We start from the raw sequence: 26,644 nt of genomic DNA on the forward strand, positions 1-26,644 counted from the left end.
GGCTGACGTGCTCGCCTACATCGTCCGACGCATCCTGCAAGCCGTTCCCGTCCTGATCGGAACAACGTTCCTGATCTACTTCATGGTCTTCGCCATGCCCGGGAACCCGCTCCTCTCGCTCTTCGGCGACAAGACGCCGAACGCGGCACTGCTCGCGCGCCTCGAGGAGCAGTACCACCTGAACGAGCCGTTCATCGTCCAGTACCTGTACTACCTCGGCGGCGTCGTCCGCGGCGACTTCGGCATCTCGTTCTCCGGTCAGCCGGTCAACGACATCCTCGCCCGCACCTTCCCCGTCACCCTCACCCTGGCGATGATGGCGATCATCATCGAGATCGTCGTCGCCCTGACCATCGGCCTGATCAGCGGTCTCCGGAAGGGCTCGTTCTTCGACGCGAGCGCGCTGGTCGTCAGCCTCCTCCTGGTCTCGGTCCCGATCTTCGTGCTCTGCTTCATCGCGCAGTCGTTCTTCGCCGTGCAGCTCGGATGGTTCCCGCCGACGGTGGGCGGTCAGGCCACCTTCGGGCGCCTGCTGCTGCCCGCGATCGTGCTCGCGCTGTTCGTGGTCGCCTCCGCGATCCGCCTGACGCGCGGCTCGGTCATCGAGACCGCGGGCTCCGACTTCGTGCGCACCGCCTACAGCAAGGGCCTCACGCGCCGCCGCGTCGTCCCCGTGCACATCCTGCGCAACTCGCTCATCCCCGTCACGACCCAGTTCGGCGCCGACTTCGGCCTCCTGATCGTCGGCGCGACCGTGACCGAGGGCATCTTCAACGTTCCCGGAGTCGGGAACACGCTCTACCAGGCGATCATCCGAGGGGAGCGACCGACCGTCGTCTCCTTCGTCACGGTCATGGTGCTGTTCTACCTCGTGGTGAACATCCTCGTCGACCTGCTCTACGCCGTACTCGACCCGAGGATCCGCTATGCCAAATGAGACTCCCGGCGGCGCCCGCTCGGCCCGCCGCATCGATCACTTCGTGGCTCCGCTCGAGGACACGCCGATCGCGTCGATCGACGCCGTCAACCTCGACGAGAAGCCCAGCAACCTCTGGACCGACGCGTGGCGCGATCTCCGCCACCGCCCGATGTTCTGGATCTCCGGCGCGCTGATCCTCCTGATCATCGCGGTGGCCCTGCTGCCCGGCCTGTTCACCTCGGTCGACCCGAGGCAGTGCGCCCTCTCGTTCAGCAACCAGGGCCCGTCGGCCGGTCACCCGCTCGGCTACACCAAGCAGGGGTGCGACGTGTACTCGCGGATCATCCACGGCACGTCGACCTCGCTGACCGTCGGTCTGATCGTGATCCTGATCACGACGATCACCGGTGTGATCGGAGGCGCCCTCGCCGGCTTCTTCGGCGGCTGGGTGGACACCGTGATCATGCGCGCGGGCGACATCTTCTTCTCGATCCCCTACATCCTCGCGGCGGTCGTGATCATGTCGGTCTTCTCGGCGTACCGGAACGTCTTCGTCATCGCGCTCGCGATCGGGGCGTTCGCCTGGCCCACCACGGCGCGCGTCCTGCGCTCGGAGGTCCTGCGCGTCAAGCAGTCCGACTTCGTCGGAGCGGCGACGGCCACCGGACTGTCCCGGATGGCGATCCTGTTCCGCCACGTGATGCCCAACTCCATCGCCCCCGTGATCGTCGTCACGACGATCTCGCTCGGCGCGGCGATCACCGCGGAGGCGACCCTGTCGTTCCTCGGCGTAGGCCTCCCCGGCGACGTGATGTCGTGGGGCAACGACATCAGCCAGGCCCAGCGCGATCTGCGGACCAACCCGCAGACGCTGATCTACCCCTCCATCGCGCTGACCGTGACCGTGCTGAGCTTCATCCTCCTGGGCGAGTCGCTCCGCGACGCGCTCGACCCGAAGGCGAGGGCCCTCCGATGACGACCACGACACCGAACAACCCGTCGGGCCCCCTGCTCCAGGTCACCGACCTCGAGGTCGGCTTCCAGACCGGCAGCGGCCTGGTCCCCGCCCTGCGGGGAGTCAGCCTCACGATCGAGCACGGCCAGACCGTGGCGATCGTGGGGGAGTCCGGCTCGGGCAAGTCGACGACCGCGGCCGCGATCATCGGCCTGCTCCCCGGCAGCGGCAAGGTCACCGGCGGCTCCGTGCTGTTCGACGGCAAGGACCTCGCCAAGGCGACGCGCACCGAGCTCGAGGACATCCGCGGTCGCCGCATCGGCTACGTGCCGCAGGACCCGATGTCCAACCTGAACCCGGTCTGGTCGATCGGCTTCCAGGTCGAGGAGACCATCAAGGCCAACGGCCTCGCGACCGGCCGCAAGGAGGTGCGCGCCAAGGCGATCGAGGTGCTGCAGAACGCCGGGTTGGCCGACGCCGAGAAGCGGCTGAAGCAGTTCCCGCACCAGTTCTCCGGAGGCATGCGGCAGCGCGTGCTCATCGGCATCGGCCTCGCAGCGTCTCCGCAGCTGCTCATCGCCGACGAGCCCACCTCGGCGCTCGATGTCACCGTGCAGCGGAGGATCCTCGACCACCTCGAGACCCTGACGAAGACCGATGGCACCGCCCTGCTCTTCATCACGCACGACCTGGGCCTCGCCGCCGAGCGCGCCGAGAAGCTCATCGTCATGTACAAGGGGCGCATCGTCGAGTCGGGCGCCTCGGTCGAGGTGCTGAAGAACCCGCAGCACCCCTACACGCAGCGGCTGATCGCGGCGGCGCCGAGCCTGGCCTCGCGTCGCATCCAGTCGACGGCGGGCGCGGCGACGGAGTCGCTCCCCGGCGAGTCCGCCGACGTTCGCGAGGTCGACCTCGTCGGGGCGGCCGGCGCGCACGTCCATGCGGCGCCGGTCATCGCCAAGCCGATGATCGAGGTCGAGGGCCTGACGAAGGTCTTCAAGATCCGCCGCGGAGGGTTGAGAGCCGAGGACTTCACCGCCGTCGACGACGTCTCGTTCTCGATCCCCAAGGGCACCACCACCGCCCTGGTCGGCGAGTCCGGCTCGGGGAAGTCGACGATCGCGCGACTCGTGCTCGGACTCGAGACGGCGACCTCGGGCGCCATCTCGATCGACGGACGCCGCACCGAGAAGCTCCGCGGCAAGGAGATGCTGGCGCTGCGCCGGTCGATGCAGCCGGTGTTCCAGGATCCCTACGGCTCCCTCGACCCGCTGCACAACATCGGCAACACCATCTCGGAGCCGCTGCGGGTGCACAAGGTCGGCGATCGCGCGTCCCAGCGCGAGCGGGTCCTCGAGCTGCTCGACCAGGTCTCCCTCCCGCGGGTGATCGCCGGTCGCTACCCGAACGAGCTCTCGGGCGGTCAGCGCCAGCGCGTGGCGATCGCCCGCGCGCTCGCGCTCAAGCCCGAGATCGTCGTCCTCGACGAGGCGGTCTCTGCGCTGGACGTCCTCGTCCAGGCGCAGATCCTCCGGCTCCTCGCCGATCTGCAGGCCGAGCTCGGCCTGACCTACCTGTTCATCACGCACGATCTGGCGGTGGTCCGCGTGATCGCCGACGACGTCTGCGTGATGCAGAAGGGGCGGATCGTCGAGCACGCGTCGACCGACGCGGTCTTCGAGGCGCCGCAGCAGGAGTACACCCGCGAGCTGCTCGCCGCCATCCCGGGCGCCGGGATCGAGTTCGCGGTCTGACCAGCGCCGACGAGGGGCCCCGATCCCCGCCGAGAGAGCCCGCCGCGCGGGCGCCTCCGGTGGAGAACGGGGCCCCTCGTCGTTCCGCGGTGCGCCTGCGGTACGATGGATGGTCCCCCTTACTGCACGAGAACACGAGACGAGTCCGTTCACATGGCAAGTGCCACCCGCTCCGACCTGCGCAACGTCGCGATCGTCGCCCACGTCGACCATGGCAAGACCACGCTGGTCGACGCCATGCTCAAGCAGACGAACTCCTTCGACGCGCACGCCCACGTGGACGAGCGCGCGATGGACTCGAACGAGCTCGAGCGCGAGAAGGGCATCACGATCCTCGCGAAGAACACAGCTGTCTCGTACAGCGGCAAGCACGCGATCGACGGCCCCATCACCATCAACGTGATCGACACCCCAGGCCACGCCGACTTCGGTGGCGAGGTCGAGCGCGGCCTCTCCATGGTCGACGGCGTCTGCCTCCTGGTCGACGCGTCGGAGGGCCCCCTCCCGCAGACCCGCTTCGTGCTCCGCAAGGCGCTCGAGGCGAAGCTCCCCGTCATCCTGCTGGTCAACAAGACCGACCGCCCCGACGCGCGCATCGACGAGGTCGTCGCCGAGAGCCAGGACCTCCTGCTCGGCCTCGCCTCCGACATGGCGGACGACGTCCCCGACCTCGACCTCGACGCGATCCTCGACGTCCCCGTCGTCTACGCCTCCGGCAAGGCGGGCCGCGCGTCCTCGAACAAGCCCGAGAACGGCACCCTGCCCGACGCCGAAGACCTCGAGCCGCTCTTCGAGGCGATCCTCAAGCACATCCCCGCGCCGACCTACGAGGACGACGCGCCCCTCCAGGCCCACGTCACGAACCTCGACGCGTCGCCGTTCCTCGGCCGCCTCGCCCTCCTCCGCGTCTTCAACGGCACGATCAAGAAGGGGCAGACCGTCGCCTGGGTTCACCACGACGGCACCCACACCAACGCCCGCATCACCGAGCTGCTGATCACCAAGGCGCTCGACCGCTACCCGGCCGAGTCGGCGGGCCCCGGCGACATCGTCGCGATCGCGGGCTTCCCCGAGATCACGATCGGCGAGACCATCGCCGACCCGGAGGACATCCGACCGCTGCCGGCCATCACGGTCGACGACCCGGCGATCTCGATGACGATCGGCACCAACACCTCGCCGCTCGTCGGCAAAGTCAAGGGCCACAAGCTCACCGCGCGCATGGTGAAGGACCGGCTCGACCGCGAGCTGATCGGAAACGTGTCGCTCAAGGTCCTCGACATCGGCCGCCCCGACTCGTGGGAGGTCCAGGGCCGCGGCGAGCTCGCGCTCGCGATCCTCGTCGAGCAGATGCGCCGCGAGGGCTTCGAGCTCACGGTCGGCAAGCCCCAGGTGGTCACCCGCCAGGTCGACGGCAAGGTGCACGAGCCCTTCGAGCACCTGACCATCGACGCTCCGGAGGAGTACCTCGGCGCGATCACGCAGCTCCTCGCCGCCCGCAAGGGCCGCATGGAGAACATGGCGAACCACGGCACCGGCTGGGTGCGCATGGAGTTCATCGTGCCCTCTCGGGGCCTGATCGGCTTCCGCACCGAGTTCCTCACCACCACTCGCGGCACCGGCATCGCCAACGCGATCCTGCACGGCTACGAGCCGTGGGCCGGCGCCATCGTCACCCGCAACAACGGCTCGATCGTCGCCGACCGCACCGGCGTCGTGACTCCGTTCGCCATCATCGCGCTCCAGGAGCGGATGACCTTCTTCGTGAACCCCACCGAGGAGGTCTACGAGGGCATGGTCATCGGCGAGAACTCGCGCAACGACGACATGGACGTGAACATCACCAAGGAGAAGAAGCTGACGAACATGCGTCAGTCGACCTCCGACACCTTCGAGTCGATGACGCCGTCGCGTCAGCTGACCCTGGAGGAGTGCCTCGAGTTCGCCCGTGAGGACGAGTGCGTCGAGGTCACCCCCGAGATCGTGCGCATCCGCAAGGTCGAGCTCGACGCCAACGCGCGCGCTCGCGCGACGAGCCGCCTGAAGAAGCAGAACTGATCCCCTCGGGCTCCTGGTGAGCCCGTGGCGTCGAGACCGGTCGGAGGTTCGCCTCCGGCCGGTCTCTCGTCGTCCGGGCGGTGGAGACGACCGCAGCCGTCGGGACCGGCCCCGCCTCACTCCGTCGGAGCAGGCGTGGCCGTCGAGGTCGACTCCTCGGCCTCCAGCGTCGAGGTGATGAACGAGACGAACGCATCGGCGTCGTCGGGGGCCCCGGTGTAGTACTCGCCGTTCACCACCACCGTCGGAGTCGACTCGAGCTTCTCGAGGGAGGAGTTCGCGAGCGGCTGCGTCGTGGCCCGCTCGGTCGCGGCCTCGACCCACGGTCTGAACTCGCCGCCGGTGATGCAGGCGAGCACGTTCTCGTCCGTCACCCCGGCGTCCGTGACGAGGGTCCGCAGCGCGTCGTCGTCGAGGCCGGTCGTCCCCTCCTGGGGCTGCTGCGCGAAGAGCGCCTTGTGCACGGCGAGGAAGCTGTCGGGATCCTCGTCCGCCACGCAGGCCGCTGCGTTCGCCGCCCTGCTCGAGTACTCCGACCCGGCGGAGGACGAGTCGAGGATCGCGATCGGGTGGATCTCGAGGGTGATCGCCCCCTGCGTCAGCCACGATTCGAGGTTCTCCATGTTGGTCGACTCGAACTGGCCGCAGTAGGGGCAGAGGTAGTCGACGTAGAGGTCGACGGTCACGACTCCGCTCGCGCGCGCCGCGGTCTCGTCGGTGGAGACGGGCTCGGCTCCGGGCTCGATCGCGGCCGTGGTGGTCGCTGAGACGGTCGAGCCGTCGCCGCTCAGGACGATGCCGTCGCTCAGCATGTTCGCGGGGCCGATGCTGGCCACGGCCTGCTGCGAGAGGATGTTCCAGGCCACCAGGGCGACCACCGCGAGAACGGCCACCGCAGCACCGCTCTGGCCGAGGATCCGGTTCCGCCGCCGGCGCTTCCTCTCCTCCTCGCGGCGCTCCCGCGCCTCCTCGCGAGCGAGCTCCTGACGCTCGCGCTTGGTCAGACCGCTCTTCGCACCGTTCGCAGACATCGTCGCGACGCTAGGCAGCCGCTCTCTGCGGAGCCCAAGAGCGAGCCTCGGAGCGGCTGGGACCGTGTACGCGTCTCCTCAGGACGCGTCGCCGCTACGCGAACAGCGCGGAGCCGACGAAGTCGCTCGCGTCGCGGGCGCCGGGAGGCACGGCGAAGACCGCGGAGCCGACGTGCTTGATGTACTCGTTGAGCGCGTCGTCGGCGAGGCTGCGCTGCACCGTCACGAACTGCTCGGGCGAGCGCTGGAACGACAGGAAGAACAGGCCCGCGTTGAGTCGCCCGAGCTCGTCGTTGCCGTCGACGAAGTTGTAGCCGCGGCGGAGCAGACGGGCACCGCCGTTCACGCTCGGGTGCGCGAGGTGCACATGCGACTGCCCGTCGATGAGCGGCGCGCCGGTGGCGCCGGCCGCAGCGAAGTCGGGTTCGGTGAACTCCCCGCCGCCCGACAGGGGAGCGCCCGAGCCCTTGCTGCGTCCGATCACCCGCTCCTGCTCGCCGAGCTGGCTGCGGTCCCAGGTCTCGATGATCATGCGGACCTTGCGGGCGACGAGGTAGCTGCCCCCCGCGAGCCAGGCCGGGCCGTCGTCGTCCTGCACCCACACGTGCTCCTGGACGGCGTCCGACTCCTCCGACTTGACGTTGGCGGTTCCGTCCTTGAACCCGAAGAGGTTGCGCGGGGTCGTCTGGGCGGTCGAGGTCGACGACGTCCGCCCGAAGCCGAGCTGCGACCAGCGCAGCGAGGCACGCCCGAAGGCGATGCGGCTGAGGTTGCGGATCGCGTGCACGGCGACCTGCGGGTCGTCCGCGCACGCCTGGATGCAGAGGTCGCCTCCGCTGCCCGCAGGCAGGAGGGCGTCGCCGCGGAAGCGCGGCAGCGTCTCGAGCTGCGCCGGTCTGCGGTCGGCGAGCCCGAAGCGATCGGCGCCGTCGGCGTCGGCGAACAGCGTCGGGCCGAAGCCGAAGGTGATCGTCAGCGAGGAGGCGTCCAGGCCGAGCGCCTCGCCGGTGTCGTCCGGAGGCGCGGTGTCGGGACCGCCGACCGCCCCCTCCTCGCTGACGTCGAGGCCCTGGGTGAGCCGGGACGCCGCCACCGTCCAGTCCTGGAGCAGCTCGATCAGATCCTCGCGCGTCGCCCCTGCGGCGACGTCGAACGCCGCGAAGTGCAGGCGGTCCTGGGCGGCCGTCGTGATGCCCGCCTGGTGGGCGCCGAAGAACGACACGGTGGTGCCCGATCCGGACCCGTCCGCGTTCGCCGCCGCGGTCATCGCGACGGTGCCGCCGACTCCGGCGGCGAGCCCCGCCGTGCCCGCGGAGACGAGGCCGAGCAGCCCGCGCCGCGAGAGGCGGCGGGGCTGCTCGGCCGGAGCCGTCGGCTCCTCCGCGGTCGTGACCGTGATGTCCTCGACCACTACTCCGCGGGCTCCTCGACGCCGAGGACCGTGTGGGTGAGCTGCGAGAGCGGCTCCGACAGGGCGTTCACCTGGTCAGAGAGCTCCTTCTTCTGCTCCGCGGTGAGCGTGGAGTAGGCGACGAAGCCCGAGTCGATCGATCCGTACTGCGAGAGCATCGTGTCGAGCTCGGTGAACTGCTCGCTGATCTCGGCGGTGAGCTCGGCTCCGTCGTCACCGGTCGCGGTCGCGATCGGCTCGACGTTGCCGAAGGCCACCTCGGCGCCCTGCACGTTGGCGGCGAAGTCCGTCAGGTCGGTGCTCGACCACCAGTCCTCCTCGCCCGTGATCTTGCCGGCGGCGACCTCGTCGAGCAGGCCGATCGCGCCGTTCGAGATGTCGCCGACCGAGACGGTGAAGTCGGAGGCGGTCACCAGGTCGTAGAGGCTCTGCACGTCGTCGACGAGCCCCTGGCCGAACTCGGCGCGCTGCTCGGTGGTCGACGGCGCCCAGTCGAGGTAGGCGCTGGTGCCGTCGGAGTTGAGGGCGTCCGGAGCCGGGACCCACAGGTCCTTCTCGATGCGGTGGAAGCCGGTCCAGTCCAGGCCCTCGGCGACCGCGTCGACCTCGCGGTAGTCGATCTTCGGGTCGAGGTCGCCGAACGCCTCCGCGGTCGGCTCGATGCGCTCGTAGAAGACCCGGGCCGAGGCGAAGAGGCTGCGTGCGGTCTCGTCGTCGCCCGCGACATAGGCGTCGGTGAACGCCGTCACCGCCGGGAGCAGCTCGCCGGCCTGCGACTTCACGTAGGCGATGTAGTTGGTGACCGCGGCCTCGGTGGCGGCCTCCTCGTCGGCCGACTGCTCGGTCGCCTCGCCCGTCACGGTGAACTCGGCCAGCCCGATCGGGGCGCCGACCTGCTGGTACTTGCAGGCCGTGTAGTAGGTGCCCGGCTCGAGCTGCGCCACGTACGACACGCTCTGCCCCGGGGTGACGTTCTCCTTCTCGCCGACGATGCGCAGCTTGTCGTCGGCGAGGATCTCGAACTCGTTGACGTCGGAGCCCGTGTTCTCGAGCGCGAAGGTCACGGCGCCGGCCTCGGCGGTCGTGGCCGACACCTCGCACGCGTCGTCGCTGATCGCGACGTCGAGGGCGGCGGAGGAGGACGCGGCCGTGGTGTTCGGCACGCAGCCCGTGAGGAGGAGCGCGAGGGCGCCGGCACCGGCGAGGCCGGTGGCGAGGCGGGGGAGCGGGAGGCTGCGGAAGCGAGCGCGCGAGGGCATGGTTCTCCTGGAGTGGGGGAGGGACTTCCCGGCGGTGCCGGGGAGCGGTCAGACGGAGCGGGCGGGGACCGGGGAGGCGGCAGGGGCCGCGCTGCCCCGACGCGGACCGCGGAGGCGGACCTGGCGGACGAAGAGGACGCCGACGACGACGAGGTAGAGCAGCCAGGCCGCGAACTGCAGGGCGGTCGGCTCGGGGGTGTAGTTGAAGAGCCCGCCGAGCACCGCGGTGACGGGGGAGGGGAGGATGCTTCCGAGCGAGAAGAGCGGCGCGCCTCCTCCGGGCAGCAGCGACGCCTCCTGGAGGTCGCCGACGCCGTACGAGAGCACTCCCGCTGCGACGAGGATCAGGAAGCCGCCGGTCCAGGTGAAGAAGCGGCCGAGGTCGATGCGGACGAAGCCGCGGAAGATCAGGTACGAGACCACCACCGCGCTCACGATCCCGAGGAACGCGCCGATCGTGCCGACCCACGCGTTCGATCCGGAGGAGGCGCTGCTCGAGGACACGCTCGCCCAGACGAACAGGGCGGTCTCGATGCCCTCGCGGCCGACGCTGATGAAGCCGAGGACGACGATGCCGACCGCCGATCCGGCGACGGCGCCGTCGAGCTTCGACTCGAGCTCGCCCTTCAGGCTGCGCGCGTTCGCGCCCATCCAGAAGATCATCCAGGTGACCAGTGCCACCGCGACGATCGAGAGACCGCCTCCGATCAGCTCCTGCGCCGTGAAGGACAGCCCGTAGGGACCCCAGGTGAGGATCGCGCCGACACCGAGCGACAGCACGATCGCCGCGGAGATCCCGGTCCACAGACGGGGGAGCACGTCGCGGCGCCCGAGCTTGGTCAGGTAGGCGACGAGGATGCCGACGACGAGTCCGGCTTCGAGGCCTTCACGGAGGCCGATGAGGTAATTTGGGAGCACGCGTGTTCTCTTGATCGAGGGCGGGGAGGGCCGGAACGGCGCCCGCCTCGGGCCGCTTCGTTTGGTAAGCCTTGCCTTACCGGAGTCGACTGTATCCCGCCACTCGCGCGCCTGTCCAGAAGCGGCGCGGGCCGGGGAACGCGCCGGACGGCAGGCCCGGAGGAGAGACGTCGGACGCGAGGTCCGGACGAGAGGCCCGGACACGAGGTCCGGGAGGAGAGGCGCATCGTGGACGCGAGCCGAGACGTGGCGGTGGAGCGGGTCGTGGCGGTCCACGCCCACCCGGACGACGAGAGCATCACCATGGGCGGCACCCTCGCCCGGCTCGTGGCGCGGGGAGCCGCCGTCGCCGTGGTCACGGCGACCCGGGGAGAACGCGGCGAGGTCATCCCCGACGATCTCGCGACGCTGGAGGGCTCCGACGAGCTCGCCTCCCACCGCACCACCGAGCTCGTCGTGGCGCTGACAGCGCTGGGTGTCGCCGACCACCGCTTCCTCGGCGATCCGGGAGCGCGTGCGCCGGGACGCCCTCCGCGGGTCTACCGCGACTCCGGGATGCAGTGGGGGCCGGGCCGAGTGCCGGTGCCGCTGGAGCCGGCCGATCCCGCCTCGTTCACGAGCGCCGACCCGGAGGAGGCGATCGCGGATCTCGTCGCGGTCCTCGGCCAGACGGACGCCGACGCTGTGCTCTCCTACGACGAGACCGGCGGATACGGGCACCCCGACCACATCCGGACGGCCCTCGTCGCCAGGGCGGCGGCGGCGCGCCTCGGACTCCGGTTCCTCGCGGTGCTCCCCGCCGACGCCGAGCCCCGCGCCGGCGACGTCGTCGTCGAGCTCGGCGCCGAGGACTACGCGCGCAAGCGCGCCGCGCTGCAGGCTCACGAGACCCAGCTCGTCGTCGACGGCGACGAGGCGAGGCTCTCCAGCGGGCCGCCCTTCCCCATCGGCCGCCTCGAGCGCTTCCGCCCTGCGGTCACGGAGATCGAGCCGGAGCCGATCGGCGACGAGCGCCCCGATCTGCGGTCGCGCATCACCTCGGGAGTCGTGGCGGTCGCCGTCGGCGCGGTCGTCGGGGCGATCACCACGATCGCTCACCAGAGCACCGTGACGGTCGCCGGAGTCGTCGTGCCGCTCGGGCTCCTCGCGTCGCTGGCAGCGGTGCTCCTGCTCCTGCTCGGGCTGCGCCTGGTCATGGTCGACCGTTTCGTCGCCTTCTGCACCGCGATGGGGCTCCTCGTCGCGATCGGGTTCCTGGCCCTGCGCAGTGCCGGAGGGTCGGTGCTCGTCCCCGCCAACGGGCTCGGCATCGCCTGGACGTTCCTCCCCGCCCTGATCGCTCTCGTGGTGATCGCCTGGCCGAGGGTGCGCGCTCCCCGCGAGCAGGCGCGCGGCGGGTCGCAGCAGAGCCCCGTACGATAGAGACCTCTGTTCGAAGGGACGTCCACGACCGTGACCTACGTGATCGCACTTCCGTGCGTCGATGTCAAAGACCGCGCCTGCATCGACGAATGCCCGGTCGACTGCATCTACGAAGGCGAGCGCTCGCTCTACATCCACCCCGATGAATGCGTCGACTGCGGCGCCTGCGAACCGGTGTGCCCCGTCGAGGCGATCTACTACGAGGACGATCTGCCCGAGGAGTGGTCGGACTACTACAAGGCGAACGTCGAGTTCTTCGACGAGATCGGCTCGCCCGGCGGTGCCGCGAAGGTCGGAGTGATCGCGAAGGACCACCCGGTCATCGCCGTCCTGCCTCCCCAGAGCCACTGAGCCGGGCCGTGGCACTCGGAGCGCTGCCCGACTACCCCTGGGACCTCATGGGTCCCGTCACCCGGACCGCGGCCGCCCACCCCGACGGGATCGTCGATCTGTCGATCGGATCGCCGGTGGATCCGACGCCCGCCCCCATCCGCGAGGCCCTGGCACGGGCCACCGACGCCCACTCCTACCCGACGACGGTGGGCACGCCGGCCCTGCGCGAGGCGATCGTCTCCTGGTTCGCCAGGCGCCGCGGAGTCGACGGCCTCGGTCTCGACGAGGTCCTGCCGACGATCGGCTCGAAGGAGCTGGTGGCGTGGCTCCCGCTCCTGCTCGGCCTCGGCGCCGGCGACGTCGTGGTCCATCCCCGGGCCGCCTACCCCACCTACGCCATGGGCGCCGCGATCGCGGGTGCCGAGGTGCTCGCCTCCGACGACCCCGACGAGTGGCCGGAGTCGACCCGCCTCGTCTGGCTGAACTCGCCCGGCAACCCCGACGGCGCGGTGCTCGACGTGCCCGCGCTGCGGCGTGCGGTCGAGCGCGCGCGCGAGCTCGGTGCCGTCATCGCGGGCGACGAGTGCTACGCGGAGCTCGGCTGGGACGGGCGCTGGGCGCACGAGCCGATCCCGAGCATCCTCGACCCGCGCGTCGTCGGCGAGGAGCGCAGCGGCGTCCTCGGCGTCTACTCGCTCAGCAAGCAGTCCAACCTCGCCGGCTACCGCGCCGCCTTCGTCGCCGGTGACCGTGCCCTGATCGAGCGGCTCGTCACCGTGCGCAAGCACGCGGGCATGATGGTGCCGGCGCCCCTCCAGGAGGCGATGATCGTCGCCCTCGGCGACGACGCGCACGTGGCCGAGCAGAAGGAGCGCTACCGGTCGCGCCGCGACGTGCTCCGTCCTGCTCTCGAGGCGGCCGGCTTCCGGATCGATCGGAGCGAGGCGGGGCTCTACCTCTGGGTGACCGAGGGGAGACCGGCGTGGGAGTCGATCGAGCGCCTCGCGCGGATCGGCGTGCTCGCGGGCCCCGGGGTCTTCTACGGTGAGCACTCGGCCGAGCACGTGAGGCTCTCGTTGACCGCCTCCGACGAGCGGATCGCCGCCGCGGCGGCCCGCCTCGCCGTCGGTCTCTGAGGCCCGCCGCGCGGCTCCGACGGCCGTGCCTGGCGGGTTCCCACAAGTACTCGCGGGGAGCACTGAGCGGTGTCACTGTTCCCCCGCTTTGCCCATAGGCTGTATGCGGTTCGGTCGACGTCGCCTCACACGGCCCCGGCTGCTCCACCATCCAGACCCGGCGCCGCCCGCCCCGCGCGAGCGTGTGCAGGAGTGCGACGAGACGACCTGGGAGGCGTTGTGACCGAATCCGGCACGCAGAGCGACGGAACCGCGACGGTGGAGACGCCCGAGCCCGCCACGGAGAGCGCGCAGGCGGCGGTCGAGCCCGGAACGACGGGGGAGCAGCCCCCGATCGAGAAGGTCACCCTGACGTTCGGCGATCGCACGGCCGAGTTCCCCGTGCTGCGCAGCGTCGACGGAGCCTCGAGCATCGACTTCTCGACGCTGTCGAAGCAGACCGGATTCATGTCGCTCGACTACGGCTTCGTGAACACCGCGGCCACCAAGTCCCGCATCACCTACATCGACGGCGACCAGGGCATCCTCCGCTACCGCGGCTACCCGATCGAAGAGGTCGCCACCAGCGCGACCTACCTCGAGGTCGCATGGCTCCTCATCTACGGCGAGCTTCCCACGCCCGACGAGCTCTCCGGCTTCGACGAGCGGATCCGGCGGCACACCCTCCTGCACGAGGATCTCAAGCGCTTCTTCGACGCCCTCCCGCACAGCGCCCACCCGATGTCCGTGCTCTCGGCCGGCGTCTCCGCACTGTCCACCTACTACGAGGACAGCTCGAACCCGAAGGACCCGGAGGCGGTCGAGCTCACCACGATCCGCCTGCTCGCGAAGCTGCCGGTGATGGCGGCCTACGCCCACAAGAAGAGCATCGGGCAGGCGTTCCTCTACCCCGACAACTCACTGAGCTTCGTCGACAACTTCCTCCGCCTGAACTTCGGCACCATGGCCGAGCCGTACGAGATCGACCCCGTCCTCTCGAAGGCGCTCGACCGCCTCCTGATCCTGCACGAGGACCACGAGCAGAACGCGTCGACGTCGACGGTCCGCCTCGTCGGCTCCACGGAGTCGAACCTCTACGCGTCGGTCTCGGCAGGCATCAACGCGCTGTTCGGCCCGCTGCACGGCGGAGCGAACGAGGCCGTGCTCACCATGCTCGGCCGCATCCGCGAGTCGGGCGAGAGCGTGCAGACCTTCGTCGAGCGGGTGAAGAACAAGGAGGAGGGCGTGCGCCTGATGGGCTTCGGCCACCGGGTCTACAAGAACTACGACCCGCGCGCGAAGCTGGTCAAGGAGAGCGCATCCGAGGTCCTGCAGGCGCTCGGCGTGAAGGACCCGCTCCTCGACATCGCGATGGAGCTCGAGGCCCTCGCTCTCGAGGACGACTACTTCAAGGAGCGTCGCCTCTATCCGAACGTCGACTTCTACACCGGCGTGATCTACAAGGCGATGGGCTTCCCGACGCGGATGTTCACCGTGCTGTTCGCCATCGGCCGCCTCCCGGGCTGGATCGCGCACTGGCGTGAGATGAACATCGACAAGCAGACGAAGATCGGCCGCCCCCAGCAGCTCTACATCGGCGCCCCCGAGCGCCACTGGCCGTCCGACCGCTGAGCCGGAGGCGGGTCTCGATACGCCCCTCCGGGGCCACCCGACGAGAAGGCGGGCGGGAGGCTTCCCCTTGCTGATCGAGTAGCCCGCGCCGCGGGCGCATCGGGATCCGCGCCGGCCGAGGGCGCGGACCCTGCTCGAGCGTCAGGCGTGCAGCGCCGTGTTCAGCTCGATCCCCGCGCCGGTGCGCGGCAGCACCTCGACCGCTCCGCTGAGCGAGTTGCGGCGGAACAGCAGGTTCGGCACCCCCGACAGCTCGACGGCCTTCACCGTCTGCGGCCGCCCGTCGGCGCGCGGGGCGCCGCCGACCACGACGACCTTGGTCCCGGCGGTGACGTAGAGCCCGGCCTCGACGACGGTGTCGTCGCCGATCGAGATTCCGATCCCCGAGTTCGCCCCGAGGAGCGCGCGTGCGCCGATCGAGATCCGCTGCACGCCTCCGCCCGAGAGGGTGCCCATGATCGAGGCGCCGCCGCCGATGTCGGAGCCGTCGCCGACGACCACTCCCTGCGAGATGCGCCCCTCGACCATCGAGCTGCCGAGCGTGCCGGCGTTGAAGTTCACGAACCCCTCGTGCATGACCGTGGTGCCGGGCGCGAGGTGAGCGCCGAGCCGCACGCGAGAGGTGTCGGCGATGCGCACCTTCGCGGGAGTCACGTAGTCGGTCAGCCTCGGGAACTTGTCGATGCCGGCGGCCTGGATCCCGTGGCGTCGGAGCGACGGGCGGAGCCGCGTGAACGACTCCGGCGACACCGGTCCCGCGTTGGTCCAGACCACGGTCGGCAGGTGCGCGAAGACGCCGTCGAGCGAGACGGTGTTGGGCTTCACGAGGAGGTGCGAGAGCAGGTGCAGCCGGAGGTAGGCGTCCGGAGTCGACGCGGGAGGCGCCTGGGTGTCGATCTGCAGGGTCACCACGTCGATGCGGACCTCGCGCCGCGGGTCCTCGCCCGCGAGCGCCTCGAACTCGGCCGGGACGATCCACGGGTCGCGACCGGCGGGGATCGCGCCGAGGCGCGGCTCCGGGAACCACGTGTCGAGGACGGTGCCGTCCGAGGCGATCGTGGCCAGCCCGTAGCCCCAGGCCGACGCGGGTGCGGAGGTGGGCACGGCGGAGTCTGCGGAGTGCTCGGGGGTCATGCGCTCAGGGTAGCGCGGCGGGCGCGGCGGGTAGCCTGGGACGCATGGCCGCTCCGACCTCCGCCGCTCCCGCCGTCGCGGCGCTGGATCTCCGCTCCGATCCGATCGCTCTGACGCGGGTGCTCTGCGACATCCCCTCGGTGTCCGGAGACGAGGCCGCTCTCGCGGACGCCGTCGAGCTCGCCGTCCGCGCCCTCGATCACCTCGAGGTCGTCCGCGACGGCGACACCGTCGTCGCGCGGACGCACCTCGGCCGCTCGCAGCGGGTCGTGATCGCCGGGCACCTCGACACCGTGCCCGTCAACGACAACCTGCCGGTCCGCTCCGAGACCCTCGACGGCGTCGAGCACCTCGTGGGCCGGGGCACCGTCGACATGAAGGCCGGAGTCGCGGTGCAGCTCGTGCTCGCCGCGGAGCTCGTCGACCCGGCCGTCGACATCACCTGGATGTGGTACGACAACGAGGAGGTCGCCTCCGACCTGAACGGCCTCGGCAGACTGGCCCGCCGGCGCCCCGACCTCTTCGCCGCCGACTTCGCGATCCTCGGAGAGCCGACGAGCGCCGAGGTCGAGGGAGGCTGCAACGGCACCGTCCGCGTCGACGTCGTCACGCGCGGGGTGCGCGCCCACTCCGCCCGCAGCTGGGTCGGCGAGAACGCGATCCACGCCGCCGCCCCGATCCTCGGCCGGCTGGCCGGCTACGTGCCGCGCGCGGTCGAGGTCGACGGCCTGGTCTACCGGGAGGGCGTGAACGCCGTCCGCATCTCGGGGGGAGTGGCCGGCAACGTCGTCCCCGATCTGTGCACGGTGCACGTCAACTACCGCTTCGCCCCCGATCGCAGCGGCGCGGAGGCGGTGGAGCACCTCCGCGAGCTCTTCGAGGGCTTCGAGGTCGAGGTCGTCGATCTCGCGGAGGGCGCGCGTCCCGGCCTCGACGCCCCGCTCGCGCAGCAGTTCCTCCTCGCGGTGGGCGCGGAGGCCAAGCCGAAGTACGGCTGGACGGACGTCGCCCGCTTCTCGGCGATGGGTGTCCCCGCGGTCAACTACGGTCCGGGCGACCCGCTGAGGGCTCACGCCGACGACGAGCGGGTGGCGGTCGACGAGATCACGGCCTGCGCCGCGGGCCTGCGCCGCTGGCTGAGCGGTCCGGCGTGAGCGCCGTGGCTGCGACGCCCTCGGTGCGACGGAGGGCGAGGCTGCGGCTGGTGCCGTGGTGGGTGCGCGTCCTCGCCGTCTACCTGCTGACCCGCGCGGTCACGACGGTGATCCTGCTCGGGTTCGCCGCGAACCAGGCGCAGAACTCCTGGACCGGGCCCTCGCCCTCCTACGTCGACTTCGCGACGATGTGGGACGGCCGCTGGTACGAGATCATCGCGACGGCCGGCTACCCCTCCGTGCTCCCCGTCACGGAGGCGGGCGAGATCGGCGAGAACGCCTGGGCCTTCATGCCGATGTACCCGGCCGTCGTGCGGCTGCTGATGGCCGTCACCGGTCTCGGCTGGGCGACCGCTGCCGTCGCGGTGTCGGTGCTCTGCGGAGCCGCGACCTGCCTCGTGCTCTACCGTCTCTTCCGGCACTCGCTCAGCGAGGGGCAGTCGCTGGTGGCGGTCCTGCTCTTCTGCGTCGCCCCCACCTCTCCGATGCTCCAGCTCGCGTACGCCGAGTCGATGGCGATGATGCTGACGGCGATCGTCCTCCTGCTCCTGGTGCGGCGCCGATTCGCCTGGGTGTTCCCGGTCGTGCTCCTGCTGGGCCTGACCCGGCCGAGCGGTCTCGCCTTCGCCGCGGCGATGGGTCTGTACGTCGTGTACCGGTTCGTGCGCCGTGCGCGCGAGCCGTTCCCGCGCTCCGACTGGCTGCCCGCCGTCGCGCTGACCGGATGGGGGCTCGTCGTCGGATTCTCGTGGCCGGCGGCGGCGTGGGCCGTCACCGGGTCGCCGACCGCCTACACCGACACGGAGCTCGCGTGGCGCGCGGCCTACATCGGCTACCAGGAGCTGTTCCCCTTCACGTCGTGGTTCCAGGGCGGCGCCTGGTGGGGGAGCTGGTGGTTCGGCGCGCCCCTGCTGGGGATCGCGCTCGTCATCGTGCTGGTCGCGGTCTTCGTCGCGATCCTCGCCGCTCCGTGGACGCGGCGCCTCGACCTGTTCAGCCGGGCCTGGGTCGCGGGATACGGCGTCTACCTCTTCGCGTTCTTCTTCCCGCAGTCGAGCACGTTCCGGCTCCTCGGACCGATGTTCCCGCTGGTCGGTGCGCTCGCCGTCCCCCGGTCGCCGCTCTTCCGCGTCACGCTCGTGGCACTCGGGATCCTGGGTCAGATCGGCTGGATCACGATCTGCTGGGCCGTCGACGGATACGACTGGACACCGCCGTGATCCTCGGCGTCCGTCCGCTCCGAGTCGCGTCCTGAGGGCGCACCGGAGCGCGTCCGTACAGGGGCGGATTTCGTGAGGGCCGCGGATGCACGATAATAGAGGGATACGTCACGAAAGGGGAACTCTATGGCGGCCATGAAGCCGAGGACCGGAGACGGACCGATGGAGGCTGTTAAGGAGGGGCGACTCATCGTCGTGCGCGTTCCGCTCGAAGGAGGCGGACGCCTCGTCGTCTCGGTCAACGATGCAGAGGCGAGAGAACTCCACGACGCACTCGCGTCAGTGGTGGCACCAGCCTGATCTGCTCCATCGAGAACGCCCGTCGCACCCCGTGCGGCGGGCGTTCCCTCGTTCCCGGGGTCCGTTCGCCCCGCGAGGGCGGCGTGCCGTTCAGGCGCGGCGCTTGTTCGCCTGAAGCAGGCCGTCGCCGATCGGGGACAGGACGCTGACCACGGCAGGCGACGCGCAGACCTCGGCGACCAGTGTTCTGAAGGCGGAGGCGATCTCGTCGCGCTGGGCGGGGTTGGAGACCCGACCGCGCCAGAGCGCGTGCGGGACGAGGACGGTGCCACCCGGCCGCACGAGACGCAGGGCGTGCTCGACGTTCTCGATGACCTGCAGCGGATCGCCGTCGACGAAGACGATGTCGTAGGAGTTCTCGTTCATCCGGGGGAGGACCTCGAGCGCACGACCGGGGATGAGCCGCAGCCGGTTCGGGGAGATGCCCGCCTCGTGGAACTGCGCCCGCGCGTGCTGCTGGTGCACCGCCTCCGAATCGATGGAGGTGAGCATCGCCTCGGGTGCCCCGTCGAGGAGCCAGAGCCCGCTGACCCCGGTGCCCGTGCCGATCTCGATGATGGAGGTCGCTCGAGCCGCCGCGGCGACGAGGGCGGACTGCGCGCCGATGGAGGGGGAGACCGCATCGATGCCCAGCTCGACCGAGAGCCGACGGGCCGAGGCGATCGCCTCCGGCTCGACGATGGCGTCCTCGGCGTACTTCCAGTTGGCATCCTTGTCGGACACGGATGGACTTCCTCTCGTCGGTGCGCCGGCGGATCGCGCCTGCGTTTTGCCAGGTTACGGTGGCGCGCAGGGTCGGTGACGCAGGCGCGGCGGGTTACTCTTGTCTCGTGTTCGGTTTGACGTTCGACAAGCTCCTCATCATCGGAGTGATCGCCGTCTTCGTGCTGGGCCCCGACCGCCTCCCGCACTACGCCGCGCAGCTCGGCCAGCTCGTGCGCAAGGTGCGCGGGTTCGCCACGCAGGCGCGCGAGCGGGTCAAGGACGAGATGGGCGAGGAGTTCGACGAGGTCGACTGGCGCAAGCTCGATCCCCGTCAGTACGACCCGCGCCGCATCATCCGCGACGCCCTCCTCGAGGACGACGAGCCCGCTCCGCGGGTGAAGCCGCCGACCGCCGTCGCCGCTTCGGTCAGTACCGCTTCGGTCGGTACCGCTTCGGTCGGTACCGCTTCGGCCGGTACCGCAGCAGCGGGCACCGCGGCCGCCGGCTCGAAGCAGGACAGCTACTACACGGCGATGAAGCGCTCAGCGGTAGCGGGGCAGCTCTCCACGGTCGCGCCTCCGCCGATCGACTCCGAGGCCACCTAGCCCTTCCGCCGTGACGGCGGGTTCGGTGCGGCGGTCGGCGCAGTGTCTGCCGGTGCACGAGTGGTCGATCCGTCGGCGCTCAGCCGAGCGACATCGGGAGTCGTCTCCCCGTCAGCCCCCGGGGCCGCGCAGCGAGCATCCGCGCCAGTTCCGTGATCGCCCGCGCGGCCGGGTCCTCGGGATGACCGACCACTACCGGTACGCCCTCGTCGCCGCCCGCCCGCAGAGCCACGCTGATCGGCAGGGAGGCCAGCACCGGCACCTCGTCGCCGGTCGCGGAGAGCCGTCGGGCCACGTCGGCCCCGCCTCCGCTGCCGAACAGGTCGAGGACTGTGCCGTCGGGCTGGGGGAGCCCGGCCAGGTTCTCGACCACTCCGACGATGCGCTGACCGGACTGCCGGGCGAGCGCCCCGCTCCGCTCCGCGACGTCGGCGGCCGCCGGCTGCGGAGTCGTCACGATCAGCACTTCGGCGTGCGGCAGCAGCTGTCCGATCGAGATCGCGACATCGCCCGTTCCCGGCGGCAGGTCGAGCAGCAGGACGTCGAGATCGCCGAAGTAGACGTCGGTCAGGAACTGCGAGATCGTCCGGTGCAGCATCGGTCCCCGCCACGAGACGGCCGCTCCGCGGGTGTCGCCCTCGAGGAACATGCCAATCGAGATCACCTTCACGCCGTGGGCGACGGGCGGCAGCATCAGCTCGCCCACGCGCGTCGGACCGGCGACGCGGCCCTCGTGCATCAGGCCGAGCAGGCCCGGGATCGAGAAGCCGTGCACGTCCGCGTCCACGAGGCCGACCGAGAGGCCCTGCTGCGCGAGGGCGACCGCGAGGTTCGCCGTCACCGTCGACTTGCCGACTCCGCCCTTGCCGCTCGTCACCGCGTAGATGCGCGTCAGGGAGTCGGGCCCGAACGGCATCGCTCGCCGCGCACCTCGGAGTCGCTCGGTCAGGGCCGTGCGCTGAGCCGGAGTCATGACTCCGACCTCGATGCGGGCCGTCGTCACGCCGGGAGTTCCGGCGACGGCCTCGCGCACGTCGCGCTCGATCGCGGAGGCGGCCGGGCAGCCGACGATCGTGAGCCTGATCTCGACGCTCACGGCCCCGTCGGCCGTGGCGGTGACCGACTCGACCATGTCGAGCTCGGTGATCGGCTTCCGGATCTCGGGGTCGACGACGTGCGCGAGCGACTCGCGGACGGCGCGCTCGAGGTCCTCGGGGTCAGGCATCGCCGCGCTCGGGCGCGCCCGACTCCGCCCTGTCCTTCTCGAGCTCCTCGAGCAGGCTCCTCAGCTCGGAGCGGATGAAGTCCTTGCTGGCCATGTCGCGGATGGCCAGCCGGAGGGCGACGACCTCGCGGGCGAGGTACTCGGTGTCGGCCAGGTTCCGCTCCGCGCGCTGACGGTCCTGCTCGATCTGGACGCGGTCGCGGTCGTCCTGGCGGTTCTGAGCGAGCAGGAGGAGCGGCGCGGCGTACGACGCCTGAAGCGAGAGGATCAGCGTCAGCACCGTGAAGCCGAGGGCCTGGGAGTCGAAGCGCGACTCCTCCGGGCCGTAGGTGTTGAAGAGCAGCCAGAACACGCAGAAGACCGTCATGCCCACGAGGAACCACGGGGTTCCCATGCCGCGCGCGAAGGTCTCGGTGAGGCGCCCGAACCGGTCGCTCCGGGTGCGGCCGCGCAGGGGGAGGACCCTCGTCCGCAGCCCCTTCGGGGCGTCGAGCCGCTTGTCCTGCTCAGTCCTCCGTGCCACGGGTGCCCCTCCGTCCTCGTCGTCGTCCGAACATCGTCTTCTGCTGCGTCGCGACGGGGATGCCCTGCGTCGCGGTCGTCACGGGTCTGCGCGGTTCGTCGTCGTCGCCGTGGCTCCTCCAGTCGTCGGGGAGCAGGTAGTCGAGCACGTCGTCGATCGTGACGACGCCCACGAGGCGGTGCGTCTCGTCGACCACGGGTACCGAGACGAGGTTGTAGCTCGCGAGGATCCTCGCGACCTCGGCGGCGGAGGTGTCGGGGGTGATCGGGTCGAGGCTCGGGTCGATGAGGGTGCCGAGCCGCTCATGCGGCGGGTAGCGCAGCATCCGCTGGAAGTGCACCATGCCGAGGAACCGCCCGGTCGGCGGCTCGTACGGAGGGAGGGTCACGCAGACGGCCGCCCCGAGCGCGGGAGCGAGCTCGTGCCGTCTGATCAGCGCGAGACCCTCGGCCACGGTCGCCTCGGAGGAGACGATGATCGGCTCGGTCGTCATCAGACCACCCGCCGACTCGGGAGCGTAGGTGAGGAGCATGCGGACGTCGTCCGCCTCCTCCGGCTCCATCAGGCCGAGGAGCGCCTCCCCGCGCTCCTCCGAGAGCTGCGCGATCAGGTCGGCGGCGTCGTCCGGCTGCATCTGGTCGAGCACGTCGGCGGCGCGGTCGTCCGAGAGCTCGCCGAGGATCTCGACCTGCTCGCTCTCGGGCATCTCCTCGAGGACATCGGCGAGCCGGTCGTCCGACAGCTCACCCGCGACCTCGAGCATCCGCTGGGTCGGCAGGTCGAGCAGGGTGCTGGCGAGGTCGGCGGGCTTGAGCTCGGAGAGGCTCGCCACGTATTGCTCCGCCGACTGAGCCTCCGTCGAGACGGCCTCGCGCACCTCGCGCCAGCCGGCGAACGTGGTCGCGCCCTTGGCGAAGGGGGAGGGGCTGGTCTTGGGCCGGCGGACGAAGAGCTGAGCGAGCTGCCACTCCCCGGGTCCGACCTCCTCGATCGCGACGTCCTCGACGATCGCGTCACCCGACCCGTCGACGAAGCTCATGCGCCGTCCGAGGAGCTCGGCGATGACGCGCACCTCGCCTCCGCGCTGCTCGAAGCGGCGGACGTTGATGAGGCCGGTGGTGATGATCTGGCCGCTGCCGATGCTGGTGACCCGACCGATCGAGACGAAGACGCGTCGGCGTCCGGGGATCTCGACGACCAGCCCGACGACCCTCGGGGGGTCGTTCTGCCGATAGACCAGCAGCACGTCGCGGACCTTGCCGACGCGATCGCCGGCGGGGTCGAAGACGGTGCATCCGGCCAATCGCGCGACGAAGACTCTGGCGGAACTCACGGCTACAAACCTAGTGCCGCGCGCCCGAGCGGGAGCCGAGCGTTCTCGGCTGCCCCTCGGGATGCTCTCGATCAGCGCTCAGAATCCTCCAAGTCGGCTGTGCCAGCCTGAGCGCGTGACTCAGCAGACGCCGTTCAACGGCCGCGGGCCGGCCTTCCCGACCATCCCTCGCGGCGAGATCCTCGCGACCTTCGACACCTACCAGGAGGCGCAGGCCGCGGTCGACGTGCTGGCCCGCGCCGACTTCCCCGTCCGCCAGCTGGCGATCATCGGCAACGAGCTCAAGAGCGTCGAGCGGGTGACCGGGAAGCTCACCTGGGGCCGGGTCGCTCTCGCGGGCGCCGCCTCCGGTGCCTGGTTCGGTATCTTCCTCGGCCTGCTGCTGATCATCTTCTCCCCGACGACCGACTTCTCGTTCCTGATCGCCGCCGTGCTCCTCGGAGCCGGCTTCGGGATGCTGTTCGGTCTCGCCTCCTATGCGGTGAACCGGCGTCGGCGCGACTTCACCTCGACGATGCAGGTCATCGCCACGAGCTACTCGGTGCTGGTCGACCCCGATGTCGTGAACCGGGCTCGCAACCTGCTCGACGGCAGCGCCGCCGCCGCCGAGGCGCCGCAGGCGGTCTGGGCCCCACCGCCCGCGACGGGTGAGCCCGCGCCCGTCCGCCCCGAGGACGACCCGCGCTGACCCCTGCCCGGTACGTCGAGCGGCCTTGCGCGCGCTCTGTCGCTCATGGGGCGGATGTCCGCCGCTGCCGGTCAAGTGACCCGCGCAGCGGGCGTACCGAGTCCCACCCCCGAGGACCGTCGCCTACTCAGCGCACCGCAACGCCCACCGGCGGCAGCACGATGTCGACCTCGAGCCCGCGCGGCTCACGGTTGGTCAGGCGCACGGAGCCCCCGGCCGAGAGCACCGTGGTGTGCACCAGGGCGAGTCCCAGCCCGCTGCCACCCGAGGCGAGCGTGCGGGAGTCGTCGGGGCGCGAGAACCGGTCGAACGCGACCGGGAGGAACGCGGAGGGCATCCCCGGCCCGTCGTCCTTCACCGTGAGGAGGAGGCGTCCCTCCCGCTGGCCGAGCGACGCGATGATCATCCCTCCACCGTCGATCGCCTGGATGGCGTTGCGCACGAGATTGTCGATGACACGGCCGAAGTCCTGGGCGGCCACTCCGTAGAGCCGGGACGGTTCCCGCTCGTCGATCTCGTAGTCGATCTCGACTCCGGACTCGGTCGCCAGCAGCCTCGTCCTGTCGACGGCCGCGACCAGCTCGTCGACGAGCTCGTCGAACGGCGACGTCGGTCGCGCCGAGCGGCTCTCGATCCGCGAGATGTCCAGCAGCGCCGAGGCGAGACGCACCAGACGGTCGACGCTCTTGCGCGCGTCGAGGATCACCCGGTCGACCGCCGCCGCGTCCTCGACGCGATGGTGGGCGATCTCGAGCTGCGCCGAGAGCGCGGCGAGCGGCGTGCGCAGCTCGTGGCTCGCATCCGACACCATCTGCTTCTCGCGAGCGAGGGAGGCGGTCTGCTTCGTCAGGAACGCGTTGAGCGTCTCGGCCAGCTCGTCGATCTCGTCCCTCGTGCCCACGACGGGCAGCTGATCGCCCTGGCCGGGATCGGCGGCGATCTGGTCGGCCCTGGCCCGCATCCGCCTGACCGGCGCGAGCGCTGCACCCGTCAGGATCCAGGAGGCGAGGCCGAAGGTCACGACCAGGAAGATCGCGGCGTAGACGAGCACGTGGGCGAAGTCGTCGAGCACGAGCTGAGACGCGGCCTGGTCGCGGGCGGTCGCGACCGACCAGGTCCCGTCGTCCGCGTCGACCGCGGCGATCCGCACGAGGTAGCGGGTCGAGCCGGTGCTGATCTCGGCGTAGCGCGGAGTGTCGTCGGCGGGGGAGGCCCGGAGGTCCTCGACCACCGCGTTCGTCAGCAGCGAGGGCATCGTGGTCCCGCTCGAGTCCCCCTCCGGACTGAGGGCGAGGTAGAGCTGCCCGGTCGAGGAGCCCTCGGCGCGGGGCACGTTCCCGGCGGAGATGTCGCGGCGGATCTCGTCCTCGATCGAGACGAGGATGGTCCGCTCGCTGCGCTCGACGATGCCCGAGACCACCTGGTAGAAGAGCAGGGCGGCGAGCGCGAAGAGCACGGTAGCGACCGCGACGCTGCCGATCGTGATGCGCGCGCGGATCGACAGCGCGTTCGATCGCCGGGTGGTCGGCGCCGTGCTCGGCTCGGACACGGCCCTACTCGACGGGGCGGAGGAAGTAGCCCTTGCCGCGGACGGTCACGATGGTGACTCCGGTGTCGTCGGTGGGGAGCTTCTTCCGGAGGTAGCTGACGTACTGGTCGACGATGTTGTTGTCGACGATCTCGCCGCCGCCCCAGATCTCCGACAGGATCCGCTGCCGCGTGACGACCGATCCGACCGGCGTGATGAGGAGCTTCAGCAGCTCGAGCTCCTTCGGGCTGACGTGGATGCGAGTGCCGTCGGCCGTGCGCCGGATGCTCGAGCCGTCGACGGTGATCCGCCCGACCTCGATCGACGTCGACATCAGCGACGGGCTGCGGCGCAGCAGGGCCCGGAGGCGGGCGTTCAGCTCGGTGAAGGCGAACGGCTTCGTCAGGTAGTCGTCCGCTCCCGCGTCGAGCCCGAAGACACGGTCCTCGATCGCGTCCCGCGCCGTGAGCAGCATGATCGGCGTCGACCGGCCGAGCTCGCGGATCCGGCGGCAGATCTCGAACCCGGACATCGCGGGAAGCATCACGTCGACGATGGCCGCCGAGAACTCGGCGTTGTTGAACGCGACCAGCGCGTCCACTCCGTTCGTGGTCAGCACGGCCTCGTAGCCGGCGTCTCCGAGGCCGCCCACGAGTGCTTCGCCCATGGCTGGATCGTCTTCGACGACAAGGATCTTCACGCGCCCACCCTACGACCCGGCTCTCAGGAACGCGCGGTTCCTGAGAGCGTTTCGAGGGAGGTCGGGGGCGCTACGCGACGAGACCCGTCCTCTCGATCGCGGTGACAGGGGGCGTCGGTCTTGTTCAGCGGATTGACGGTCTCTACCCCTTTCCGGACCTCATTCGGGGGTCGTAGGCTGCGCCACAGCGCGGCAACCCGAAATGTCGTGCGGAAGCGAAGCACCCATGCTCATGAAGATCCCGAAGAGACCGTCCGTGCTGTCACGGTTGGCCGGACACGTCGTCCGACGTCCCTGCGAGTACTGCGGGGCGACGACACCGAATGTGGAGCCCTACTGCTCGTCTGCATGTGCCCGACGTGCGCTCCGATTCGACCTCAACCCGTGATAGCGAGTTCGGGTCTGCGAGGGCGATTAGCGAGCATGATCGCGTGCATCTGTCCGTGCTGGGCTTCGGATGCTTCCCGAGAGTCCGCACGGCTGGGTGATGTTGAAGCCCGACGGAGCTCGTAGAGACGAGGCCGCACGGCGCGCGTCGTGTCTGAAGCGAACTCAGTCACTCGAGGGGTTCACGGCCGTGGGAGGAGACGTGCCCCCAGTAGGATTCGAACCTACGCCCCTGCCTCCGGAGGGCAGTGCTCTATCCCCTGAGCTATGGGGGCCAGGAGTGCCCCACAACATTAGCATCCGGGCGGGGGCCTCCCCGACGCCGGCGGCAGCGG

The 26,644-nt window shown here is 70.5% G+C and carries 24 protein-coding genes and 1 tRNA gene; 13 read left to right on the forward strand and 12 right to left on the reverse strand.

Translation table 11 applies throughout. The features are described from left to right. Positions 1 to 7: 7 nt before the first annotated feature. The 4 genes from B9Y99_RS04865 to typA all read left to right on the forward strand — a co-directional run bounded on the left by B9Y99_RS04865 (position 8) and on the right by typA (position 5,686). The gene (locus tag B9Y99_RS04865) at positions 8 to 937 is read left to right on the forward strand and encodes an ABC transporter permease (protein WP_085475422.1); all 930 of its coding nucleotides are present in this window, start codon (positions 8 to 10) and stop codon (positions 935 to 937) included. After that, positions 927 to 1,895 (forward strand): ABC transporter permease, encoded by a 969-nt coding sequence (locus tag B9Y99_RS04870; RefSeq protein WP_085475423.1) that lies wholly within the window; start codon positions 927 to 929, stop codon positions 1,893 to 1,895. Before B9Y99_RS04865 ends, B9Y99_RS04870 begins: the two co-directional genes overlap by 11 nt. Beyond that, entirely contained in the window at positions 1,892 to 3,628 is a 1,737-nt protein-coding gene (locus B9Y99_RS04875) for a dipeptide ABC transporter ATP-binding protein (protein WP_085475424.1), read from the forward strand. Before B9Y99_RS04870 ends, B9Y99_RS04875 begins: the two co-directional genes overlap by 4 nt. A gap of 153 nt (positions 3,629 to 3,781) precedes the next feature. Next, positions 3,782 to 5,686 (forward strand): translational GTPase TypA, encoded by a 1,905-nt coding sequence (typA, locus tag B9Y99_RS04880; RefSeq protein WP_085475425.1) that lies wholly within the window; start codon positions 3,782 to 3,784, stop codon positions 5,684 to 5,686. Between the two features lie 116 nt (positions 5,687 to 5,802). On the opposite strand, the gene B9Y99_RS04885 is transcribed toward typA, so the two are convergent. From B9Y99_RS04885 to efeU, 4 genes are all read right to left on the reverse strand, one after another. Beyond that, a complete protein-coding gene (locus B9Y99_RS04885; RefSeq protein WP_085475426.1) occupies positions 5,803 to 6,717 on the reverse strand; it encodes a DsbA family protein in 915 nt (304 codons plus the stop codon). A gap of 94 nt (positions 6,718 to 6,811) precedes the next feature. Further along, a complete protein-coding gene (gene efeB / locus B9Y99_RS04890) occupies positions 6,812 to 8,128 on the reverse strand; it encodes an iron uptake transporter deferrochelatase/peroxidase subunit (protein WP_425298471.1) in 1,317 nt (438 codons plus the stop codon). Further along, positions 8,128 to 9,387 (reverse strand): iron uptake system protein EfeO, encoded by a 1,260-nt coding sequence (gene efeO, locus B9Y99_RS04895; RefSeq protein WP_085475427.1) that lies wholly within the window; start codon positions 9,385 to 9,387, stop codon positions 8,128 to 8,130. The genes efeB and efeO overlap by 1 nt, the downstream gene beginning before the upstream one ends. Before the next feature lie 48 nt (positions 9,388 to 9,435). Next, on the reverse strand, positions 9,436 to 10,305 hold the full coding sequence (gene efeU, locus B9Y99_RS04900) for an iron uptake transporter permease EfeU (RefSeq protein WP_085475428.1): 870 nt from the start codon (positions 10,303 to 10,305) through the stop codon (positions 9,436 to 9,438). A 228-nt stretch (positions 10,306 to 10,533) separates the two neighbouring features. Here efeU and B9Y99_RS04905 point away from each other — a divergent pair, with 228 nt between their 5' ends. The 4 genes from B9Y99_RS04905 to B9Y99_RS04920 all read left to right on the forward strand — a co-directional run bounded on the left by B9Y99_RS04905 (position 10,534) and on the right by B9Y99_RS04920 (position 14,807). Further along, positions 10,534 to 11,727, forward strand: a complete 1,194-nt coding sequence (locus tag B9Y99_RS04905; RefSeq protein WP_085475429.1) for a PIG-L family deacetylase — start codon at positions 10,534 to 10,536, stop codon at positions 11,725 to 11,727. A 30-nt stretch (positions 11,728 to 11,757) separates the two neighbouring features. Next, positions 11,758 to 12,078 carry a ferredoxin gene (gene fdxA / locus B9Y99_RS04910; protein WP_085475430.1) on the forward strand — a complete coding sequence of 107 codons (321 nt, stop codon included), beginning with the start codon at positions 11,758 to 11,760 and terminating at the stop codon, positions 12,076 to 12,078. An 8-nt stretch (positions 12,079 to 12,086) separates the two neighbouring features. After that, complete coding sequence (gene dapC, locus B9Y99_RS04915; protein ID WP_085475431.1) at positions 12,087 to 13,196, forward strand: succinyldiaminopimelate transaminase; 1,110 nt, start codon at positions 12,087 to 12,089, stop codon at positions 13,194 to 13,196. 333 nt (positions 13,197 to 13,529) lie between these two features. Then, a complete protein-coding gene (locus tag B9Y99_RS04920) occupies positions 13,530 to 14,807 on the forward strand; it encodes a citrate synthase (RefSeq protein WP_085476252.1) in 1,278 nt (425 codons plus the stop codon). Positions 14,808 to 14,948: 141 nt separating this feature from the next. On the opposite strand, the gene dapD is transcribed toward B9Y99_RS04920, so the two are convergent. Continuing rightward, a complete protein-coding gene (gene dapD, locus B9Y99_RS04925) occupies positions 14,949 to 15,941 on the reverse strand; it encodes a 2,3,4,5-tetrahydropyridine-2,6-dicarboxylate N-succinyltransferase (protein WP_085475432.1) in 993 nt (330 codons plus the stop codon). A gap of 44 nt (positions 15,942 to 15,985) precedes the next feature. Between dapD and dapE the strand changes: the two genes are divergently transcribed. The 3 genes from dapE (at position 15,986) to B9Y99_RS04940 (ending at position 18,615) form a co-directional block, all read left to right on the forward strand. After that, on the forward strand, positions 15,986 to 17,095 hold the full coding sequence (gene dapE / locus B9Y99_RS04930; RefSeq protein ID WP_085475433.1) for a succinyl-diaminopimelate desuccinylase: 1,110 nt from the start codon (positions 15,986 to 15,988) through the stop codon (positions 17,093 to 17,095). After that, positions 17,092 to 18,315 (forward strand): hypothetical protein, encoded by a 1,224-nt coding sequence (locus B9Y99_RS04935; RefSeq protein WP_244274774.1) that lies wholly within the window; start codon positions 17,092 to 17,094, stop codon positions 18,313 to 18,315. Before dapE ends, B9Y99_RS04935 begins: the two co-directional genes overlap by 4 nt. Before the next feature lie 126 nt (positions 18,316 to 18,441). Next, on the forward strand, positions 18,442 to 18,615 hold the full coding sequence (locus tag B9Y99_RS04940) for a DUF3117 domain-containing protein (protein ID WP_085475434.1): 174 nt from the start codon (positions 18,442 to 18,444) through the stop codon (positions 18,613 to 18,615). 90 nt (positions 18,616 to 18,705) lie between these two features. Here B9Y99_RS04940 and B9Y99_RS04945 read toward each other — a convergent pair whose 3' ends face one another. Continuing rightward, on the reverse strand, positions 18,706 to 19,338 hold the full coding sequence (locus tag B9Y99_RS04945; protein WP_085475435.1) for an O-methyltransferase: 633 nt from the start codon (positions 19,336 to 19,338) through the stop codon (positions 18,706 to 18,708). Between the two features lie 107 nt (positions 19,339 to 19,445). Between B9Y99_RS04945 and B9Y99_RS19440 the strand changes: the two genes are divergently transcribed. Then, on the forward strand, positions 19,446 to 19,925 hold the full coding sequence (locus tag B9Y99_RS19440; protein ID WP_129587896.1) for a twin-arginine translocase TatA/TatE family subunit: 480 nt from the start codon (positions 19,446 to 19,448) through the stop codon (positions 19,923 to 19,925). 79 nt (positions 19,926 to 20,004) lie between these two features. Here B9Y99_RS19440 and B9Y99_RS04955 read toward each other — a convergent pair whose 3' ends face one another. Genes B9Y99_RS04955 through B9Y99_RS04965 form a run of 3 tightly spaced genes read right to left on the reverse strand, consistent with a single transcriptional unit; the run spans position 20,005 to position 23,006 of the window. After that, positions 20,005 to 21,150: an Mrp/NBP35 family ATP-binding protein gene (locus B9Y99_RS04955; protein ID WP_085475436.1), complete on the reverse strand. Its 1,146-nt coding sequence runs from the start codon at positions 21,148 to 21,150 to the stop codon at positions 20,005 to 20,007. Continuing rightward, positions 21,143 to 21,673: a DUF1003 domain-containing protein gene (locus tag B9Y99_RS04960; RefSeq protein WP_085475437.1), complete on the reverse strand. Its 531-nt coding sequence runs from the start codon at positions 21,671 to 21,673 to the stop codon at positions 21,143 to 21,145. Before B9Y99_RS04960 ends, B9Y99_RS04955 begins: the two co-directional genes overlap by 8 nt. Then, entirely contained in the window at positions 21,657 to 23,006 is a 1,350-nt protein-coding gene (locus tag B9Y99_RS04965; protein WP_085475438.1) for a magnesium transporter MgtE N-terminal domain-containing protein, read from the reverse strand. Before B9Y99_RS04965 ends, B9Y99_RS04960 begins: the two co-directional genes overlap by 17 nt. 115 nt (positions 23,007 to 23,121) lie before the next feature. Between B9Y99_RS04965 and B9Y99_RS04970 the strand changes: the two genes are divergently transcribed. Then, positions 23,122 to 23,694, forward strand: a complete 573-nt coding sequence (locus B9Y99_RS04970; RefSeq protein WP_244274775.1) for a YflT domain-containing protein — start codon at positions 23,122 to 23,124, stop codon at positions 23,692 to 23,694. 127 nt (positions 23,695 to 23,821) lie between these two features. Here the strand turns inward: B9Y99_RS04970 and B9Y99_RS04975 are convergent, their stop codons facing one another. The 3 genes from B9Y99_RS04975 to B9Y99_RS04985 all read right to left on the reverse strand — a co-directional run bounded on the left by B9Y99_RS04975 (position 23,822) and on the right by B9Y99_RS04985 (position 26,584). Continuing rightward, complete coding sequence (locus B9Y99_RS04975; RefSeq protein ID WP_085475439.1) at positions 23,822 to 25,243, reverse strand: sensor histidine kinase; 1,422 nt, start codon at positions 25,241 to 25,243, stop codon at positions 23,822 to 23,824. A 4-nt stretch (positions 25,244 to 25,247) separates the two neighbouring features. After that, a complete protein-coding gene (locus B9Y99_RS04980; protein ID WP_085475440.1) occupies positions 25,248 to 25,922 on the reverse strand; it encodes a response regulator transcription factor in 675 nt (224 codons plus the stop codon). A 590-nt stretch (positions 25,923 to 26,512) separates the two neighbouring features. After that, positions 26,513 to 26,584, reverse strand: a tRNA-Arg gene (locus B9Y99_RS04985). Positions 26,585 to 26,644 lie beyond the last annotated feature (60 nt).

The organism is Rathayibacter oskolensis (genome assembly GCF_900177245.1).
Lineage (GTDB): Bacteria > Actinomycetota > Actinomycetes > Actinomycetales > Microbacteriaceae > Rathayibacter > Rathayibacter oskolensis.

Bases quoted from the DNA above. Each gene is read 5' to 3' on its own strand.
- B9Y99_RS04875 (WP_085475424.1), top strand. From the start codon at position 1,892: ATGACGACCACGACACCGAACAACCCGTCGGGCCCCCTGCTCCAGGTC.
- dapD (WP_085475432.1), bottom strand. From the start codon at position 15,941: ATGACCCCCGAGCACTCCGCAGACTCCGCCGTGCCCACCTCCGCACCC.
- B9Y99_RS04955 (WP_085475436.1), bottom strand. From the start codon at position 21,150: ATGCCTGACCCCGAGGACCTCGAGCGCGCCGTCCGCGAGTCGCTCGCG.
- B9Y99_RS04870 (WP_085475423.1), top strand. From the start codon at position 927: ATGCCAAATGAGACTCCCGGCGGCGCCCGCTCGGCCCGCCGCATCGAT.
- B9Y99_RS04940 (WP_085475434.1), top strand. From the start codon at position 18,442: ATGGCGGCCATGAAGCCGAGGACCGGAGACGGACCGATGGAGGCTGTT.
- efeO (WP_085475427.1), bottom strand. From the start codon at position 9,387: ATGCCCTCGCGCGCTCGCTTCCGCAGCCTCCCGCTCCCCCGCCTCGCC.
- B9Y99_RS04885 (WP_085475426.1), bottom strand. From the start codon at position 6,717: ATGTCTGCGAACGGTGCGAAGAGCGGTCTGACCAAGCGCGAGCGTCAG.
- dapE (WP_085475433.1), top strand. From the start codon at position 15,986: ATGGCCGCTCCGACCTCCGCCGCTCCCGCCGTCGCGGCGCTGGATCTC.
- typA (WP_085475425.1), top strand. From the start codon at position 3,782: ATGGCAAGTGCCACCCGCTCCGACCTGCGCAACGTCGCGATCGTCGCC.